Source organism: Corynebacterium epidermidicanis (assembly GCF_001021025.1).
GTDB lineage: Bacteria > Actinomycetota > Actinomycetes > Mycobacteriales > Mycobacteriaceae > Corynebacterium > Corynebacterium epidermidicanis.
In genome coordinates, this window is the sequence record NZ_CP011541.1 from 1,675,612 (window position 1) to 1,692,549 (window position 16,938).

A 16,938-nucleotide genomic window follows, 5' to 3' on the forward strand; every position below is an offset into this window, starting at 1 on the left:
TGATTCCTTCAATCGATCAGCCTTGGGCCAAAATGGACAATCCCGGTGAGAACTGCTTTCTAAAAGCACGCCTCACCGGGACAAAGGGCGACTATCAGTTACATTTGGTTAACGTCTTCACCCAGCATATGAACGTGAATCATGTTGGTGTTTCCAGACACACCCGGAGGGGTACCCGCAACAACCACCATCATGTCATTTTCTTGGTATTCGTCCAGCACCAGCAAGGCGCGGTCTAGTTCGACCATCATGTCATCGGTCGAACGCACCGTTGGGCACAGGAACGTCTCAACGCCCCACGTCAGTGCCAACTGCGAACGCACCGCCACGTTTGGGGTGAAAACTAATAGTGGCAGGCGGCTGTGCAAACGAGCCAGTCGCTTGGCGGTATCACCCGAAGTTGTGAACGCCACCAGCGCCTTCGCATTCAAACGCTCGGCGATGTCTCGGGCAGAATATGAGATCACGCCACGCTTGGTGCGCGGAATGTGCGACAACGGTGGAGTCTGCGCATCAGCCTCAGCAGCAGTGACGATGCGCGACATCGTCCGCACCACATTTTGCGGATCCTTACCAACGGACGTCTCGCCAGAGAGCATGACGGCATCAGCACCGTCTAGCACAGCATTTGCGACGTCCGAAGCTTCCGCACGCGTCGGCCGGGAATTTTCAATCATCGAATCCAGCATCTGGGTAGCCACAATGACTGGCTTCGCATTTTCGCGGGCGATCTGGATTGCGCGCTTTTGCACTAGTGGGACTTCCTCAAGCGGAACTTCGACACCGAGGTCGCCACGGGCGACCATGACAGCGTCGAACGCCAGGATAATAGATTCCAGGGCGTCAACCGCCTCGGGCTTCTCCAGCTTTGCAATAACCGGCACGCGACGCCCTTCCTCATCCATCACCTGATGAACGAGTTCCACATCGGCGGGCGAACGCACGAAGGACAGCGCTACGAAGTCAACGCCTAGCTTGAGGGCAAATCGTAGGTCACGGATGTCTTTTTCGGAGAGTGCAGGGACCGAAATATCCATCCCGGGCAAGGACACGCCCTTGTTGTTGGAAACCGGACCACCTTCGACGACCTCACACACCACGTCGTTGCCTTCTACTGCGATGCAGACGAGGCCAACCTTGCCGTCGTCGACAAGCAGGCGATCGCCGGGCTTAGCGTCCTTCGCGAGGTTCTTATAGGTGGTGGAAACTCGGTCGTGGGTGCCCTGGATGTCGTCGACAGTGATGCGGACGGTTTCTCCGGTTTCCCACACGGTAGCGCCTTCGATAAACCGACCCAGGCGAATTTTCGGCCCTTGCAGGTCGGCGAGCACGCCAATTGCATGCCCGGTTTCATCGGTGGCTTCACGGACCCAGCGGTAGTTTTGCTCGTGGTCGGCATGATCTCCGTGGGAGAAGTTCATGCGGGCCACGTCCATTCCAGCCTGGGCTAGACCGAGGATGCCCTCTTTGCTTGCCACAGCTGGACCAAGCGTACATACAATCTTTGTTCGTCTCTTCACGCCCACCACCCTAGTACGCAAAGGCGTTGGCAGCCACAGCAACGCTAATTTTGAATACTTTTGTTTACTTCCGATTGGGTGGGATTTACCTCACTTGGGGTCTCCCTAGGCCCGCGAAGTAGATAAACCATCACTAAAGCAATGACGAACAGCACAGAAGATGTAATGGTGTTAATTCGCAGACCAAAGACCAGGGTGGCATGATCCGAGCGCATCAACTCAATCCAAAATCGGCCCAAGGTGTAACCAGCTACATAGAGCCAGAACACTCGGCCACGGCCCAACTTGCGCCACCTATCTACGAGTACCAAGAAAACGAAAACAGCAACGTTCCACAGCAACTCGTAAAGGAAGGTTGGATGCACCACATCAATGACCTCGCCGGTGGAATGGCCGGTCAACGGCGCCAAAGAGCCATTGGGATCAACACGATAGTAGATCTCTAGTCCCCACGGCAGTGAGGTAGGCCCGCCATACAACTCCTGGTTGAACCAGTTGCCGAGTCGCCCAATCGCCTGTGCCAAGATGACTCCTGGCGCGGCGGCGTCGGCAAGCGGCGCGAGCGGAAGCCCACGCATACGCATCATCACCCACACGGCCAACACACCGAGGAGTACTGCACCCCAAATTCCTAGACCACCGTTTGTGATCTTGAGCGCGTCCACCGGATTGCAATCCGAGCAAAAGTACTGATTGTAGTCAGTGGCAACGTGATAAAGGCGTCCGCCAACGATCCCGGCAGGGACGGCAACCAAAGCTGCATCAAGCACTACCTCCGGGTTTCCCCCTCTCGCTCGGTATCGCCGTTGCGCCACGACAACCGCAACAATAATCCCTGCAACGATGCACAACGCATAAGCACGAATCGGCACCGGCCCCACCTGCCACACCCCTTGAGGCGGTGACGGAATGAACGCCTGAGTATGAGAAATCACGGAAGAACTGCCTCTACTTTTCGGTTAAATATCAAAAACCATAGACCAAACTTGCGCACGTACCCAACCAGTTTGCCTGAACAAAGCCAGAAATGGGTAGCAATACTTAAGAGTGTGCCCTAGCGCGTGGTCGGGGTCGCCGGGTGCTGCCCCACGGCCACCAAAGTCCGCACCAACTGGGCAGGCTCGCTTGCCGTGACCAAAGTTTCGCCGACGACGACGGCATCCGCCCCACTGCTGGCATAACGCATCAAGTCCGTGGGCGTACGCACCCCGGACATAGCGACGCGGATGGTTTCCCGAGGCAGACCCGGCGCGATCTCGCCGAACACCCCAACGTCCACCGTCATCGAACGGAAATCTCGCGCATTGACCCCAACCACCGTCGCGCCCGCCTCGATCGCCCGCGAGGCTTCTTCCGGGGTGTGCACCTCTACGAGCGCAGTCATGCCTAAGGACTCTACCCGATCCAACAGCGAGGACAACCGCGCTTGGTCTAGGGCGGACACCACGAGCGGGACCATGTCGGCCCCATAGAATCGGGCCTCATGGATTTGGTACGGATCCACGATGAAATCTTTACTCATCACTGGCACACTGACTGCACTCTTCACCGCGCGCAAATCGTCCAGCGATCCCTGGAACCGGCGTCGTTCCGTCTGACAACCAATAATTCTCGCCCCGCCGGCCTCAAATTGCAGGGCAAGGTCGGCTGGCGCTGCAATTTCAGCGATTTGGCCTTTGAGCGGGGTAGCACGCTTGATTTCCGCTATCACGCCACACCCGTTTTGCAGCAGGGCCGCAACGGCATCGCGGGGCGGTTCGGCGGCTCGAGACATCGCTTTGATCTCTTTGAATGGCAACCTGGCTTCCCGCGCAGCAACGTCTTCGATGACGCCCTGCACGATTTGATCGAAGACCGTCGCCATATCAGCGTCACCCCCATCACCGTGTCAAAAATCTTCAGCCAGGATTGCTTAACCACTTCCAGGCTAATCGCCTACCCCCCTGCGTAAGAAATCACAGTGCATCGAAGGCGGTTGACTTGGCCATAACAGCACGTCACCCACCCCCGGACCGCGGTGCGAAACCACGCTGCTATTTTTCGGTGGGATCAATATCTGCGTCGATGGCGTCCCACAGCACACGTTGCGAATTGGGCTCAGCAGCAAGATCAGCAGAGATCTTTTCCTCCCGCGTTCGTTTCGTTTCATATCGATTCTTCCGTGGCGAATCAGCTCCGGGTCGCACGAGCAAAACGATCGCGGCAAATAACGCACCGGCGCAGGCGACCAGCGCGAGAGTCGGTCCGAGGACGGAAACTTTCATGTTGGTAATCTCTGCCCACTGGGCCACGGTCACCGGGGCGGAAGAACGCTGCGAGGCAGCTCCCGAGGTCAAGATAGTTTTGGCTCGGGCTGGATCTCCCCCTTGCGCCAGAAGTTGCATCGGTGCCCAGCTAGCAATGACTGCGCCGATGGTCGAGACCAATCCGATGAGGCGACGACCGACACGTCTTAAAGCTAGGGCAGCCACTACGCTTGCCACCAGCAGCAACGCAATCGCCGACTGCTCGGTAGACCACGTCGCTCCCACCAAGGAATGGGTGGCGGCACCGGATTTGTCGTCAAAGATCTCTACGGTCAGCCACGTCAGTCGCGAGGCTCCCCACAGCAGTACCGCTGCCAGCGCCAACAACGCAGTGGCGAAGCGGGCGCGACGGTTGCGATTTTTTGGTTCAGCCATCATCACTGGTCCTTTCACACCGCTAGCTTAGCCCCGGGGTTTGCACATCCAACAGCACCCGGTCGTCAAAACAGGTGCGGGATCCGGTGTGGCAAGCCGCCCCGGTCTGGCGAACGATCATCAGCAAGCTGTCGCCATCACAATCGTGTTGGACCGAGACTACCTCCTGGACGTGTCCAGACGTCAGGCCTTTGATCCAATATTCGTTGCGTGACCTGGAAAAGTACGTTCCGCGCCTGCTCGCCAAGGTGTAGGCCAAGGCATGGCTGTCCATCCAGGCCATCATCAAAACTTCATGCGAAGCTTCGGCCTGCACAATCACCGGGATCAGGCCGGCATCAGTGAAGGTCAGCTTATCGGCGATAGCAGGGTCAAGCACGTAGTCGGCTGGGTTTTCGGAAGTCATCAGCGTACCTCAAATCCCGCGTCGGACAAGGCGTTTTTGACTTCAGCGACCGCCACCGTGCCGAAGTGGAACACGCTGGCAGCCAAAACTGCGTCCGCTCCGGCAGCTACCGCTGGTGGAAAATGCGCTGCGCTTCCGGCGCCTCCTGAAGCGATAACTGGCACATCAACCACAGCGCGGACTTTCTCGATGAGTTCCGTGTCAAAGCCTGCCTTAGTACCGTCGCCATCCATGGAGTTCAGCAGAATTTCTCCCGCGCCCAATTCGGCTCCCAAGCGTGCCCATTCCATTGCATCCAATTCAGCGGACCTGGTACCACCGTGGGTGGTGACCTCGAAGCCGGACGGCTGTTGCGCCGCACGCCGTGCATCCACGCTCAGCACGATGCATTGGGCACCGAAGCGCTCGGAAAGCTCCCGGATCAACTCAGGTCGAGCGATCGCTGAGGTATTGATGCTGACCTTGTCCGCCCCGGCCCGAAGGAGCTCATCGACGTCGTCTTCGCTGCGTACCCCGCCGCCTACTGTGAGCGGGATAAACACCTGATCAGCGGTACGACGCACGACATCAAGCATCGTGCCACGTCCCTCTTTCGAGGCGCTGACATCGAGAAAGGTCAATTCGTCGATACCTTCAGCGTCATATCGAGCTGCCAATTCCACCGGATCGCCAGCATCGGCGAGGTTAGCAAAGTTCACCCCTTTGACGACTCGGCCATTGTCGACGTCGAGACAAGCGATAACGCGAACTGCAAGTGCCATTTTCTACATCTATTCCTTGGTTTGAGGCGGCGTGCATGAACTTCCTGAAGTTGCTACCACTGTGGTGCCCTGCACACCGCAATCGTTTGCTGCTTAGTGGTTCGGGCTGACGCGGGGTTCAAGCACGAATGTCATTGATGGTGCCGAGAATGTGTGCGTGCTGGACTGGTGTTCCGGCAATCACCCCCGTGGATTGCGGCGTCCAGGGGTTGCCATGCAAGTCCGTGACCGTTAGCCCCGCGGTTTCGGTTAGCATCACCCCGACGGCGTTGTCCCAGGCAAAGGGGCTGAAAGTCACGACGGATGAAAACACCCCTAGGGCGGCAAAGGCCAAATCGACACCCACGGATCCCGTCACTCGCAGTCGGGCGTGATCGTCGCTGAGCTCTGCCAAAAGAGCGCGACGCAGGCGGGTATGAAACTCGTGCCCATGGTTCGCAACAATGGAGCCGAACCCGATGTGGGAATAGCTCAAGTCTGGCTCCGGTAACGGTGATTGAGGCTGTCCATTCAGCAAGATGGGACCACCTTCACATACTGAAAGCCGCTTGCCCAGCGCCGGCATCGAGCACACCGCCAGTACTGGTTTCGATTCCACCAGCAAGCTGACCAGAATCGCGCACATGGGGTTGCCTACCGCGAAATTCGAGGTCCCATCAATTGGGTCTACCACCCAGATCGCTTCGTCGCTGAGTACCCCGCCGCCTTCTTCGCCATAGACCGGCAAGCCGGTCATCGTGGTGAGTGTCCGACGAAGCATTCGCTCGATGTCAAGGTCAGCCGTGGTGGCGAAGTCGTTTCCGCCTTTCGCTATCCGCTCAGCGACCCCGATATTTGCCAGAAAAACCTTCTCCGCATCATCAATGGTCGCCTCAGCGATGGCGAGCAGCATTCGGGCATCAAGCATTCGGAGCACTCACCGCTGTTAACGCTTCCGCCAAAGTGAACTTGCCCTCGTACAACGCCGTGCCGACGATCGCCGCATCGATTCCTTCCTCCGCGAACTGAGCCAGGTTTATCAGATCCTGCACAGTGGAGATGCCACCTGATGCGACGATTTTGCCGTCTGTCGCGGCTGCTACATCGCGCAACAGCCCGATATTGGGGCCGGTCAGGGTGCCATCCTTGGACACGTCCGTGACCACGAAACGGCTACAACCCGCCTCAGTGAAACGCTCGAGGATTTCCCACAGGTCTCCCCCGTCCGTGACCCAGCCGTTGCCTTTTGCCCGCCATTCGCCGTCGATAAGCTGCACGTCAAGGCCGATTGCGATGCGAGATCCGTACTCTGCAATCGCATGTTCCGCCCATTCTGGGTTTTCCAATGCCGCGGTACCGATGTTGACCCGCTGCGCACCAGTATCGAGCGCTCGCTTGAGGGAAGCGTCATCGCGGATGCCTCCAGTGAGCTCGACCGCGATATCGAGTGAGCGCACTACCTCAGCCATCAGTTCGTGGTTCGATCCACGTCCGAATGCGGCGTCCAGGTCCACAAAGTGCAGCCACTGCGCACCCTGGTCCTGCCAACGTAGGGCCTGCTCGACAGCAGTGCCATAAACCTTTTCACTACCAGCGACGCCTTGATGAAGGCGCACGGCATTGCCATTGATTACGTCAACTGCGGGAAGGAGTGTGAAAGTCATAATTGTAAAGTTTAGCTACTTAGCCCTAAACAAACGTGTCAATCAGGAATCGAAGCTTTGCAACCAATTCTTCAGTAGTGCCAAACCCACTTCGCCAGACTTCTCCGGGTGGAATTGGGTCGCCCACAGCGGACCATTTTCGACGGCCGCCACGAAGCGATCACCACCATGTTCACCCCACGTCACCTGGGGTGCAGTGGTCAGCCCATCGCCCTCAAACTCCCATTTCCGTACGCCGTAGCTGTGCACAAAATAGAACCGATCTTGTGGCGCGATCCCCGCAAACATTTGCGACCCCTCTGGAGCAGCGACAGTGTTCCACCCCATGTGGGGCAGCACCTTCGCCTGCAGCTTTTCGACGGTCCCCGGCCACTGCTCGCATCCGGCAGCTTGCACTCCGTGTTCGACCCCACGTTCAAACAGGATCTGCATCCCCACGCAGATGCCAAGTACTGGGCGACCGCCAGCCAGACGTTGGCCGATGATGCGGTGACCATTGATCGCGGTCAATCCGGCCATACACGCCGCGAACGCCCCCACTCCTGGCACGAGCAATCCATCTGCTGCCAATGCGATCTCGGGTTCTGAAGTTACGATCACATCCGCGCCGACTTGCTCCAAGGCGCGCTGGGCAGAGCGAATATTGCCGGAACCATAGTCAAGCAGGGCTACCTGTGGGCTCATGTGGTGTTGTTCTACTTTCTCGCGAGTGGAATTCCGCAGCCGGCTCCGCTGGAGGGCACATCTGCTGATGGTGCCCACAGCAGGGCCGGTGAAACTCTCATAACTTTATCTTTATGTGCTCAAGTCTGGAAGCATTAGTCCAGGATTGGGTGGTGCAGCTACCCACGTTCGGAAGCGTTCGGTTCGCGCGCCTCCCCCGCCGATTCTGGGACACTCCCAGCAGAGGATCGACCGCCCCGAACCGCCGTGCGTACGGAACCGATTGCTCCCGGTTTCGGCCCCCGGAACCGTCGTGGTAGCCGCGCCCGCCGAGTAACTCGGGTGACCTGTTGGATTCGAGCGCGGGTGTTGTGGTGCTCAGCAATCCGGTGCTTGCCTGCGAAACTATCGAGCACCGTGGCAATTAAGCCCACCAGTACGAGAATCGCGGCAGTCCGGAATGCACCAGCGAACCCGAGGGAAGCAGCCACCATCCCCAGGGCAAAAGAACCGATTCCGGTTCCGGAATCGAAGGAGATGTTCCACAACGCCGAAGCCTCCGAGACGCGAGACCGAGGCATCCGCATGAACATGGTGAGCAGTGCCTCGTTTTGGACCGCGCCAAAGCCACCGCCGTACAGACAAGCGGCGATAAACAGCCACCACACTGGAAGGTGGTGGGTGATCGAGAAACTCATGAGTGCAAGTCCGCTGGCCGCGCACAGCAGCGCCGGAGCCATGGTGCTTCCGGGGGCACCGCGTCGATCAGCGATCATGCCAGAGACATAACGCAGAATCATTTGAGCCCCGCCAACAATTGACAGCACTACCCCGGCCGCGAGTGCTCCATGCAACGGATCAGCCTGCCGAACCGCGGCTGGAAGAAAAGATGAGACCGCACCGAATCCCATCGAGGTCACCGAAATCCCCACGGCGGGCACCGCTACGAGTTTCCAGGTGGCCACCTGTGTCGCTGGGTCTTGGGACGTGGACTCTGTTTGCGGGGAATCGGGCTTGAGTCGTGGGATGAGCAGACACATCGCCACAGCGATGAGCGCAACGATTGCCCCGCTCACGTACACAGAAGTGAAGCTGACCTGGTCGGCGAGGTAGAGGCCCAGTGGCAAAAACACGAGCTGAGAAGATCCAACCGCCAAGCCGAGGGTGCCGGATGCCTTACCGAGGAATCGCATGGGCACCAGCTCGGCGATGAGTGCTGACTCGGCCACCGTCAGCGCCCCGAAGCCGACTCCGCGGATCGCGGACACCGTCAATACCGTTGCCGGGTCCATGCCGAGCAGGTAACCCAGCGCGGGAAGGCCTAGCAATGTCGCGGAGACAACCATGACCGGGAAATAGCCAAAGCGTCGCAACAGCCGTGGTGTGATCACCTGAGTGATTACGGTCGTTGCCATGAAGACACCGGTGGTGGCGCCAGCCAGTGTTTCGGAACCGCCATTGTTGATGACCGCAAGCGGCACAACAGGCAACAGGAGCGACCAGCCACCAAACGCTGCTGCTACTGCGACGATCGTGGCAAGATAGCCTGGCGCCTTCCACATGCTCTCCAGCTGTTCTAGTTCAGCACGAGTGAGCGCCTGGCGTACCAATTTAGGTCATCTCTCCAATCATCCACGCCAACCCAGCAGCCAGAGCCACTGCAGCTAGCACTGCCAACAGGTAGGTCAACTTCTTCGATCGAGCTTGATAAGCCGAATACGCGCCGCCGACGAGCAAACCTGCCACGATAAATAACAGGTAAACCAGCCAATAGCGGTCGGTCGATTGTTGAGCTTGAGCGAGTACTGTGGCAGCGGGCGTCGAAAAGCCCCCTGCCGACGCACTGAAGTGTGTCATCCTGGCCACTTTAGCAATTGTGGTTGCTTTTTACAGCGACCCCTTGGTGGAAGGAATTCCCGTGAGGCGGGGGTCTGCTTCGCACGCCATGCGTAGGGCGCGCGCGACCGCCTTGAATTCCGCCTCGGTGATGTGGTGCGGATCGCGGCCGTAGTGGCAGCGAATGTGCAGGGTGATGCGGGAGTTGAGGGCAAGGGTTTCAAAGAAGTGCTCGTTGATCACGGTGGCGTAGTGGCCGCCGATGACCTGGTGCAGCATATGTTCTGGTTCGCCTGTAATCACGAAGTATGGGCGCCCGGAAATATCCACGATCGCTTCGCACAGCGTCTCATCCATGGGAAGTTGGGCGGAGCCAAATCGGCGGATGCCCTGTTTGTCTCCCACTGCCTGCAATAGTGCCTGGCCCAGCACGATGGCGGTGTCTTCAACGGTGTGGTGCGCATCGATGTGCGTGTCCCCGTTGGCCCGCACCGTGAGATCAAAAGCTCCATGCACTCCGAATGCCGTGAGCATGTGGTCGAAGAATGGTACCCCGGTATCCACACTGACCTGACCGGTGCCATCGAGATTGATATCGACCTCGATGTCCGATTCACTGGTCGTGCGACGTGCCGATCCTATGCGCATGACTGTTTCACTTTCTTCGCTGCTGCCAGCAGCGCATCGTTTTCCTCAGGTAGTCCGATGGTAGCGCGCAAATGCTTATCGACGCCCACATCTCGGATCAACACCCCTTGGTCTAGGAATTCCCGCCACGCGCGAGCCTGATCTGCGAAACTACCAAAGAAGACGAAGTTGGCCTCGCTGGGCACCACCTCGTAGCCCATCTCAAGCAACTCGGTGATAACGCGGTCGCGTTCCGCAGCCAGCTGTGCGACCGTTGCCAGTGTGTCGTCTTGGTGGCGCAGCGCCACGATCGCAGCTGCCTGCGACAAAGTGGAAAGGTGGTAGGGCAAACGCACCAACATCACCGCTTCGATGAACGCTGGGTCGGCTACGAAGTAGCCCAACCTGCCGCCAGCAAAGTCAAAGGCTTTGCTCATTGTCCGAGAGACGACCAGCTTGTTCGGGTATTTCTGTAGCAGCTCGATTGCCGATGGCGAGGCAGAAAACTCGGCATAAGCTTCGTCAACGATGACAATCCCCGTGGCTGCGTGCAGCAACTTTTCGATATCCGCCAAGGAAGTGACATCTCCGGTGGGGTTGTTTGGAGTCGTCACAAACACGACATCGGGCGAAAATTCCGTGATCTTGGCCAGCGCCCGATCCATATCGATCCGGAAGTCGGCACCTCGAGGCACGGCCAGAAATTCGGTGTAAGTGCCCTGAGCAAGGATTGGGTGCATCGAATAGCTTGGGCTGAACCCCATCGCGGTGCGACCTGGCCCACCGAAGGCTTGGAGGAGCTGTTGCAGCACTTCATTGGAGCCATTGGCAGCCCACACGTTCTCTGTGCTGACCTGCACCCCGGTCTGCTTCGTGAGGTATGCCGCCAGCGCTTCCCGTAGTTGGACGGCATCGCGATCCGGATAGCGGTTGAGTGACGTGGCCTGGCGGGCCACCTCTGCGACAAGGTCATCGATGAGCGCTGCTGACGGCGCATACGGATTTTCGTTGGTGTTCAGGCGCACCGCTACGTCGAGCTGTGGCGCCCCATAAGCCGACTTTCCGCGTAGTTCTTCGCGCAAGGGCAAATCTTGTAGAGCCATGACTATCGATTCTCCAGTCGTGCTTTGATCGCTTCTCCGTGGGCCGGCAGGCGTTCTTCATCCGCCAAGGTGATGACAGCCTCAGCGATGTCCGCGAGTGCCTGCGCATCGTACTCAATAAAGTGCACGGGCTTGAGGAAGGTGTGCGTCGATAAGCCAGCAGCATACGCCGCTGAGCCTGAGGTGGGCAGGACATGGTTGGAACCCGCGGCGTAGTCGCCCAGGGGCACCGGGGCATGTTCGCCGACGAACACTGCGCCTGCGTTATGGATTTGAGCGGCTACCGCGTTGGCGTTCGCCGTGTGGATCTCGAGGTGCTCCGCGGCATAAGCATTAGCGACGTCAATGGCTTGCGAAAGCGAATCGACCAGCACAATCCCTGACTGCTGCCCGGTGAGCGCCTCAGCGACACGATCTGCGTTGAGGGTCACGGAAAACCTGGCGGCAATCTCTCGATTGACCGCCTCGGCGAGGTCAGGGGAATCGGTGATCAGTACGGAGGCCGCCATAACATCGTGTTCTGCTTGCGAGATCAAGTCATAGGCCACAAACACCGGATTAGCGGTGTCATCAGCGATGATAGCGATTTCAGTCGGGCCCGCTTCCGCGTCGATTCCCACGACTCCGCGGACCAAGCGTTTGGCTGCGGTGACAAAAACATTGCCCGGACCAGTGATCATGTCTACCGGCTCGCAATCGGCTTCGTCATCGCCGTAGGCCAACAGCGCGACGGCTTGGGCTCCGCCGACAGCCCACACTTCGTCGACACCGAGGAGAGCACACGCAGCCAAAATAGTCGGATGCGGCCAGCCACCGCAATCAGCCTGCGGAGGCGAAGCGACGACCAGCTTCTCCACTCCCGCTTCCTGCGCGGGCACCACATTCATGATGACACTGGACGGATAGACCGCATTGCCGCCAGGCACATAGAGTCCCACCCGCTTGACCGGGAGGAACTCCTCACGCACCACTGCGCCATCAGCTAGTTTCACGGAGGTCGCCTGTGGCTTCTGGGCGGCGTGTACGGTGCGCACGCGACTAATGGCAGCTTTGAGCGCAGCTTCCACCTCGGGCTTGAGGTCCGCAAGTGCCTTATCGACGACCTCTTGCGGGACCTTCAGTGCGGAAGGCCGTACGTGGTCGAACTTTTCGCCGTACTCCAAGGCGGCCGCTGCCCCACGCTGGCGAATATCCGCCACGATCGGAGCAACAAGCTCTTGCGTCGAGGTGATATCAACCTGGCCACGGGGCAATGTCCGGCGCAGATGGGCGTACGTCGCCTCCTGTCCACGCATGTCGATGATATTTAGCATGAGCGTCACTCCTTTCCGAGAGTCGTTTTTCAACCATTGTCAGGCCCCAATGTGGGTAGCGGTACCGTCGTCCCACGTCGGCGGGCTACTTATTTTTCCGGCCTGGCACGCACAAGTGAACAATGATGTTCACCGAGCCGTGCATAATACGCACTCTAAAGCATAGTATGTCACCATCGTAGCGTCGCACCCGCCCCTTGCTTGGCTGCAGCGAGTATCTCACCGAATCCTTAGCCTCGAACTGGGGTAGTTGAATATCGTGTCGACCAGCGCGTAAATTTGGGTTTTGTTCACCATTAGCTTTTCGGATGAGGCAAGGACCTGCACTGAACTTGAGGTTCTGTATCCCACACCCTCAACCACGATCAAAGAAGAAAAAAAGGGGGTAGTTGCAATCATGTCCACGCCTGATGACGACTCCCCGCAGCGCAATGCCCCCGACAACTCCAACGGCCATGATGCCGGTGACAATATTGCCCGCGCTGACGACCCCACAGTAGTCACACCGACACTTGACATGCTGGTCGATGTCGCCCGCATCCACGGAATGCACTTTTCAGAAGGCGCCGACCGGCTCTTGCTGCCGTGGGAACTCCACCGCCATCTCCTAGCTTTTACGACCGCCCCGCGGGCCTACCTTCTTTCGGTGGCGCAGCTGCGCTGTCGGCTTTCTTTAGCCGAGGTCAATTCACTGGTTGATTTTCTTTCTACCTGGAATGCCGAGCGCATTAATCCCACTGGGATGTTCCATCTCACCGACGAGGGCGACTTGAGCGTGCAGTTCCGCAGCCACCTGGCGGTCGGGGCCGGAATTTCTATGCAGCAGCTTTCGGAATTCTTCCTGAAAGCCACAGACACTTCGCATATGGCCATCGATGAACTACGCGACAACTTCGGCGAAGCGGTCTACGAAATCAATGACATAGCCATGGCCTTTGAGGACGACCGGGCACTGCGCACCGAACTCGTACATCGCTACGCCATCGACTCAGACGACAAGCTCCGTAGCCTTCCGCTTCATCCCGATTTCTATGCACACGTCCTTGATGGCCTAGCCCTGCCCGCAGAAACTGATGACGTTGTGCCGCAACCCGTGACGATTTCCCGGGTACAGGAAATCTTCGCAGAAGTGGGCATCGAAAACTCGGATGCCGAAGGCGACTTCCTAGTCACCGCCATCAATGAAATCTTCCTTGCCGCCTTCATTGACAACGGCCCGTCGCTGCTCATCCGTGGACACTGGGACGCGAACTTGGATCCTGAAGTGGACCGGCTGCGCGCATTCCTGGCCACCAATGACTGGAATTACGCCGCCGCCACGACGCGGGCGCTGTGGCAGGAAGACGACAACGGCCTACAGCTGCGCGTAGAGTACGCGGTAAGCGTTGAAACGGGGCTCACCGATGCCCAATTAGAGGAAAACCTGGTCATCGCTATGCACGATATCTTGAAAGCTATCGACGGCCTCAGCCTCGAGCTCAGCGGCACCTCAGCGGTGCGCTGGCCCGAATAGTTGTTTGGCGCGATGATCGACGTTCAGGGCTTGCACACCCGGCTAGAAATCCAACCCCAGGTCCAGGGCCCGAACTGAATGTGTCAGTGAACCCACCGCTAGGTATTCCACACCACATGCAGCCACTTCACGGGCGCGATCCAGGGTGAGGCCGCCGGAGGCTTCCAACTTGGTTTGTGGTGACAGCGCGTTACGTCGCTGCACTGCGACCTGAGTTTCCCACGTCTCGAAATTATCAATCAAGATTTCCTCTGGTGCAGCGAGCAAGACTTCGTCTAGTTGCTTGAGGGTATCAACTTCCACTTCGCAGGGGATCTCTGGGTATTGCTCGCGCACAAGGCGCAGCGCGTTGAGAACAGACCCGGCGGCGACTACATGATTATCCTTTACCATCGCTTGATCGCCGAGCCCCATCCGATGGTTTACTCCCCCGCCGGCCCGGACCGCATACTTCTGCAGTGCCCGCAGGCCAGGCATGGTTTTGCGGGAATCCCGGATTTTCGCCCCAGTGCCGTCGACAGCCGCAACCCAGCGGGCAGTTTCGCTAGCGACCCCACTGAGATGACACACCAAATTGAGTAGAGTCCGCTCAGCCGTGAGCAACAAGGAAGTGTTGCTCTCAATTACTGCCACACAATCCCCAGGCCGTACCGGCTCACCGTCGGCTATCAGCACATCGACCGAGAAGGAATCATCATGGTTGACAGCTTCGGCGACGAGACGCAGCGTGAAGTCAATTAGTGGCGTGCCTGCGACGATGCCCGCTTCGCGACTAATCACCCGCGCAGTACACCGATGGGTGGCTGCCACCGTCGCAAGGGTCGTGATGTCCGGACCGTATGCTAAGTCTTCCGCGATGGCCATCGTGATGATTGGCCTAGCTGCCTCCAGGTCGATTTGTAGCGCAGTCATTATTCGCCACCTCCTGGGGTGCCAATAGCGATCATTCGGCGCACGCTTTCGTGCGCTTTGGTGCGGACTTCTTCTTCGATATTGACCTCGTCCGTGCCGTCGACAAGGCATTTCAGTAGCGCTGCTGGGGTAATCCGCTTCATGTATCCACACTCGGCGCGGCTGTTAACAGGGGTGAAGTCAACCTCTGGTGCGGACTTCTTCAGCTGGTGCAACATCCCTAGTTCAGTGGCGACTAGGACTGTTGTGCCAGCTTTGGTGGCGCGGGCACTGGTGATCATTTCGCCGGTGGAAAGCATGTGCACGCGCTGCGGGTCGATCTCGCCTTCGCCGGCCAAGTAGATGGCGGAGTTCGCACAACCACATTCCGGGTGGATAAAGAGTTCGGCCGAGGAATGACGCCGCGCGGCAGCTTCTAGTTGCTTGGCGCTGATACCGGCGTGGACATGGCATTCCCCGGCCCAAGTGCGGATGTTGCTCCGCCCCGTCTCACGAATCACATGGGCACCTAGGAACTGGTCGGGGCAAAACAAAATGTCTCTGTCGGGGTCAATAGACGCCACGACGTCGACGGCATTGGAAGAAGTACAGCAGACGTCGGTAAGCGCTTTGACTGCTGCAGTGGTGTTGACATACGACACCACAACGGCATCGGGGTAATCGGCTTTCCACTCCGCCAACTGTTCAGCTGTGATGGAATCGGCCAGCGAACAACCGGCCTCTGCATCAGGGATCAACACAGTTTTCTCGGGTGACAGGATTTTTGCGGTCTCGGCCATAAAATGCACCCCGCAAAACACGATAACTTTCGCCGAGGTTTGTGCGGCGATCCTGGACAATGCGAGGGAGTCGCCGGTAAAGTCTGCGATGTCCTGAATTTCCGGCAACTGATAGTTGTGCGCCAGGATCACGGCCTCGCGTTGCTGTTTGAGCCGAAGAATCTCGGAACGCCAGTGTTCGTTTGCCTCAACCCCAGCACATCCTTCCGGACGCTCGATCACAGCAGCCCGCAACGGCGAATCCAGCTTTGCTAGCCGCGAACTTGCCGAAGTCTCCACGCTCATCTCCACACCTTTCGTTATGTCCTTCATGCTTGACCCACGCATCTACCTGCACTGAACGGGGATTAAAAAGTGGCTTCGCTTAGGTGCGACTAAGCCTCCCGACTCAGCAACACGATGACCCAATAACTCACGATGGCTACCGCGGGGGCGACCAACATCGCCATCCCTGGGCTTATCGACGGCACGAAGGTCACCGCGGTGCCGACCGCCAAAGATTCTGTGTCCGGCAATGTGACTAACTGATTGGCCAGAAATGTCCCCGCGCTGTAGCTCAATAGGCTACCAATCCAACACATCGCTGCGGTGACCAGCATCGTTAGTGGTCCGACAAATCGTTGTCCTCGAACCACAGCGTAGCTAGCTACGGCGATCCCCAGGAACAAACACAGCCCAGCCAACCCTGCAAAGCTCACAAACTCGACACTGGCGTTGACCTGTTCCGGATCAGTGAATTCGATTCCATCCTGATCACTGATCACCCCAGTGACAGTCGGCCGCCACCACCCCCAAGCCACTCCACCCAGACCAAACACCAGCATCGTCACGAGGAACAAGCGAGAGTAGAAACCAAGGATCGGCGGGACAAGGCTGCGTTGGATGGGCGGGGTGGCAATCATAATGGTGAATTAGTCTAGCGGTGCAGGTATTTCGAGTCGACGCTGCCATGCCGGGAACACCTTGCGTCCCAACCATCCGGGCGGATCTGCACGACAATACGACGACCACAAATCTGGCAATACCGTGGCGCCTCCAACCCAGCACGGGCGCTTGGCGACAACTCAATAATCAGGTCGCCATTCTCCGGGATCTTTTCCCCGGTGTTCGGGTGGTAGACCGGCTTGGCGTCGGTAAGCAGGGCTTCGAGCAGCTCGGTGTTCTCGGTAGTTTTCATGCCG

Annotated in this window: 19 protein-coding genes; 1 reads left to right on the forward strand and 18 read right to left on the reverse strand. The window is 58.3% G+C overall.

Going from position 1 to position 16,938, the window contains the following annotated elements:
• Positions 1 to 98: 98 nt before the first annotated feature.
• The 14 genes from pyk to hisD all read right to left on the reverse strand — a co-directional run bounded on the left by pyk (position 99) and on the right by hisD (position 12,553).
• A complete protein-coding gene (gene pyk, locus CEPID_RS07780; protein WP_047240492.1) occupies positions 99 to 1,520 on the reverse strand; it encodes a pyruvate kinase in 1,422 nt (473 codons plus the stop codon).
• A 44-nt stretch (positions 1,521 to 1,564) separates the two neighbouring features.
• Complete coding sequence (gene lgt / locus CEPID_RS07785; RefSeq protein WP_083984416.1) at positions 1,565 to 2,455, reverse strand: prolipoprotein diacylglyceryl transferase; 891 nt, start codon at positions 2,453 to 2,455, stop codon at positions 1,565 to 1,567.
• Between the two features lie 119 nt (positions 2,456 to 2,574).
• Complete coding sequence (gene trpC / locus CEPID_RS07790; protein WP_047240494.1) at positions 2,575 to 3,384, reverse strand: indole-3-glycerol phosphate synthase TrpC; 810 nt, start codon at positions 3,382 to 3,384, stop codon at positions 2,575 to 2,577.
• A gap of 169 nt (positions 3,385 to 3,553) precedes the next feature.
• A complete protein-coding gene (locus CEPID_RS07795; protein ID WP_047241431.1) occupies positions 3,554 to 4,201 on the reverse strand; it encodes a TIGR02234 family membrane protein in 648 nt (215 codons plus the stop codon).
• 22 nt (positions 4,202 to 4,223) lie between these two features.
• Positions 4,224 to 4,607: a phosphoribosyl-AMP cyclohydrolase gene (gene hisI / locus CEPID_RS07800; RefSeq protein WP_047240495.1), complete on the reverse strand. Its 384-nt coding sequence runs from the start codon at positions 4,605 to 4,607 to the stop codon at positions 4,224 to 4,226.
• On the reverse strand, positions 4,607 to 5,368 hold the full coding sequence (gene hisF / locus CEPID_RS07805; RefSeq protein ID WP_047240496.1) for an imidazole glycerol phosphate synthase subunit HisF: 762 nt from the start codon (positions 5,366 to 5,368) through the stop codon (positions 4,607 to 4,609). The genes hisI and hisF overlap by 1 nt, the downstream gene beginning before the upstream one ends.
• Positions 5,369 to 5,486: 118 nt before the next feature.
• Positions 5,487 to 6,275: an inositol monophosphatase family protein gene (locus CEPID_RS07810; protein WP_047240497.1), complete on the reverse strand. Its 789-nt coding sequence runs from the start codon at positions 6,273 to 6,275 to the stop codon at positions 5,487 to 5,489.
• Positions 6,268 to 7,011, reverse strand: a complete 744-nt coding sequence (gene priA, locus CEPID_RS07815; RefSeq protein WP_047240498.1) for a bifunctional 1-(5-phosphoribosyl)-5-((5-phosphoribosylamino)methylideneamino)imidazole-4-carboxamide isomerase/phosphoribosylanthranilate isomerase PriA — start codon at positions 7,009 to 7,011, stop codon at positions 6,268 to 6,270. Before priA ends, CEPID_RS07810 begins: the two co-directional genes overlap by 8 nt.
• 42 nt (positions 7,012 to 7,053) lie before the next feature.
• Positions 7,054 to 7,695 carry an imidazole glycerol phosphate synthase subunit HisH gene (gene hisH / locus CEPID_RS07820; RefSeq protein ID WP_047240499.1) on the reverse strand — a complete coding sequence of 214 codons (642 nt, stop codon included), beginning with the start codon at positions 7,693 to 7,695 and terminating at the stop codon, positions 7,054 to 7,056.
• Positions 7,696 to 7,853: 158 nt separating this feature from the next.
• Positions 7,854 to 9,236: an MFS transporter gene (locus CEPID_RS07825; protein ID WP_083984516.1), complete on the reverse strand. Its 1,383-nt coding sequence runs from the start codon at positions 9,234 to 9,236 to the stop codon at positions 7,854 to 7,856.
• Between the two features lie 49 nt (positions 9,237 to 9,285).
• Positions 9,286 to 9,531, reverse strand: a complete 246-nt coding sequence (locus CEPID_RS07830; RefSeq protein ID WP_047240500.1) for a hypothetical protein — start codon at positions 9,529 to 9,531, stop codon at positions 9,286 to 9,288.
• 30 nt (positions 9,532 to 9,561) lie between these two features.
• Positions 9,562 to 10,158, reverse strand: a complete 597-nt coding sequence (gene hisB / locus CEPID_RS07835) for an imidazoleglycerol-phosphate dehydratase HisB (protein ID WP_047240501.1) — start codon at positions 10,156 to 10,158, stop codon at positions 9,562 to 9,564.
• The gene (locus tag CEPID_RS07840; protein ID WP_047240502.1) at positions 10,149 to 11,240 is read right to left on the reverse strand and encodes a histidinol-phosphate transaminase; all 1,092 of its coding nucleotides are present in this window, start codon (positions 11,238 to 11,240) and stop codon (positions 10,149 to 10,151) included. Before CEPID_RS07840 ends, hisB begins: the two co-directional genes overlap by 10 nt.
• A gap of 2 nt (positions 11,241 to 11,242) precedes the next feature.
• Positions 11,243 to 12,553 carry a histidinol dehydrogenase gene (gene hisD / locus CEPID_RS07845; RefSeq protein ID WP_047240503.1) on the reverse strand — a complete coding sequence of 437 codons (1,311 nt, stop codon included), beginning with the start codon at positions 12,551 to 12,553 and terminating at the stop codon, positions 11,243 to 11,245.
• A gap of 397 nt (positions 12,554 to 12,950) precedes the next feature.
• On the opposite strand from hisD, the gene CEPID_RS12500 reads away from it, so the two are divergent.
• Positions 12,951 to 14,066: a YbjN domain-containing protein gene (locus CEPID_RS12500; RefSeq protein ID WP_052843445.1), complete on the forward strand. Its 1,116-nt coding sequence runs from the start codon at positions 12,951 to 12,953 to the stop codon at positions 14,064 to 14,066.
• Positions 14,067 to 14,108: 42 nt separating this feature from the next.
• Here the strand turns inward: CEPID_RS12500 and nadC are convergent, their stop codons facing one another.
• From nadC to bsaP, 4 genes are all read right to left on the reverse strand, one after another.
• On the reverse strand, positions 14,109 to 14,978 hold the full coding sequence (nadC, locus tag CEPID_RS07855; RefSeq protein ID WP_047240504.1) for a carboxylating nicotinate-nucleotide diphosphorylase: 870 nt from the start codon (positions 14,976 to 14,978) through the stop codon (positions 14,109 to 14,111).
• Positions 14,978 to 16,042 (reverse strand): quinolinate synthase NadA, encoded by a 1,065-nt coding sequence (nadA, locus tag CEPID_RS07860; RefSeq protein WP_047240505.1) that lies wholly within the window; start codon positions 16,040 to 16,042, stop codon positions 14,978 to 14,980. Before nadA ends, nadC begins: the two co-directional genes overlap by 1 nt.
• An 89-nt stretch (positions 16,043 to 16,131) precedes the next feature.
• The gene (locus CEPID_RS07865) at positions 16,132 to 16,659 is read right to left on the reverse strand and encodes a hypothetical protein (RefSeq protein ID WP_047240506.1); all 528 of its coding nucleotides are present in this window, start codon (positions 16,657 to 16,659) and stop codon (positions 16,132 to 16,134) included.
• Between the two features lie 14 nt (positions 16,660 to 16,673).
• Positions 16,674 to 16,934, reverse strand: coding sequence for a biotin synthase auxiliary protein BsaP (gene bsaP, locus CEPID_RS07870; RefSeq protein ID WP_047240507.1), 261 nt, complete (start codon positions 16,932 to 16,934; stop codon positions 16,674 to 16,676).
• Between the last annotated feature and the right edge of the window lie 4 nt (positions 16,935 to 16,938).

Excerpts from the sequence above, each read along its gene's own strand:
- trpC (WP_047240494.1), bottom strand. The coding sequence starts at position 3,384 with ATGGCGACGGTCTTCGATCAAATCGTGCAGGGCGTCATCGAAGACGTT.
- CEPID_RS07795 (WP_047241431.1), bottom strand. The coding sequence starts at position 4,201 with ATGGCTGAACCAAAAAATCGCAACCGTCGCGCCCGCTTCGCCACTGCG.
- hisI (WP_047240495.1), bottom strand. The coding sequence starts at position 4,607 with ATGACTTCCGAAAACCCAGCCGACTACGTGCTTGACCCTGCTATCGCC.
- hisF (WP_047240496.1), bottom strand. The coding sequence starts at position 5,368 with ATGGCACTTGCAGTTCGCGTTATCGCTTGTCTCGACGTCGACAATGGC.
- CEPID_RS07810 (WP_047240497.1), bottom strand. The coding sequence starts at position 6,275 with ATGCTTGATGCCCGAATGCTGCTCGCCATCGCTGAGGCGACCATTGAT.
- priA (WP_047240498.1), bottom strand. The coding sequence starts at position 7,011 with ATGACTTTCACACTCCTTCCCGCAGTTGACGTAATCAATGGCAATGCC.
- hisH (WP_047240499.1), bottom strand. The coding sequence starts at position 7,695 with ATGAGCCCACAGGTAGCCCTGCTTGACTATGGTTCCGGCAATATTCGC.
- CEPID_RS07825 (WP_083984516.1), bottom strand. The coding sequence starts at position 9,236 with ATGTGGAAGGCGCCAGGCTATCTTGCCACGATCGTCGCAGTAGCAGCA.
- CEPID_RS07830 (WP_047240500.1), bottom strand. The coding sequence starts at position 9,531 with ATGACACACTTCAGTGCGTCGGCAGGGGGCTTTTCGACGCCCGCTGCC.
- hisB (WP_047240501.1), bottom strand. The coding sequence starts at position 10,158 with ATGCGCATAGGATCGGCACGTCGCACGACCAGTGAATCGGACATCGAG.
- CEPID_RS07840 (WP_047240502.1), bottom strand. The coding sequence starts at position 11,240 with ATGGCTCTACAAGATTTGCCCTTGCGCGAAGAACTACGCGGAAAGTCG.
- hisD (WP_047240503.1), bottom strand. The coding sequence starts at position 12,553 with ATGCTAAATATCATCGACATGCGTGGACAGGAGGCGACGTACGCCCAT.
- CEPID_RS12500 (WP_052843445.1), top strand. The coding sequence starts at position 12,951 with ATGTCCACGCCTGATGACGACTCCCCGCAGCGCAATGCCCCCGACAAC.
- nadC (WP_047240504.1), bottom strand. The coding sequence starts at position 14,978 with ATGACTGCGCTACAAATCGACCTGGAGGCAGCTAGGCCAATCATCACG.
- nadA (WP_047240505.1), bottom strand. The coding sequence starts at position 16,042 with ATGAGCGTGGAGACTTCGGCAAGTTCGCGGCTAGCAAAGCTGGATTCG.
- CEPID_RS07865 (WP_047240506.1), bottom strand. The coding sequence starts at position 16,659 with ATGATTGCCACCCCGCCCATCCAACGCAGCCTTGTCCCGCCGATCCTT.
- bsaP (WP_047240507.1), bottom strand. The coding sequence starts at position 16,934 with ATGAAAACTACCGAGAACACCGAGCTGCTCGAAGCCCTGCTTACCGAC.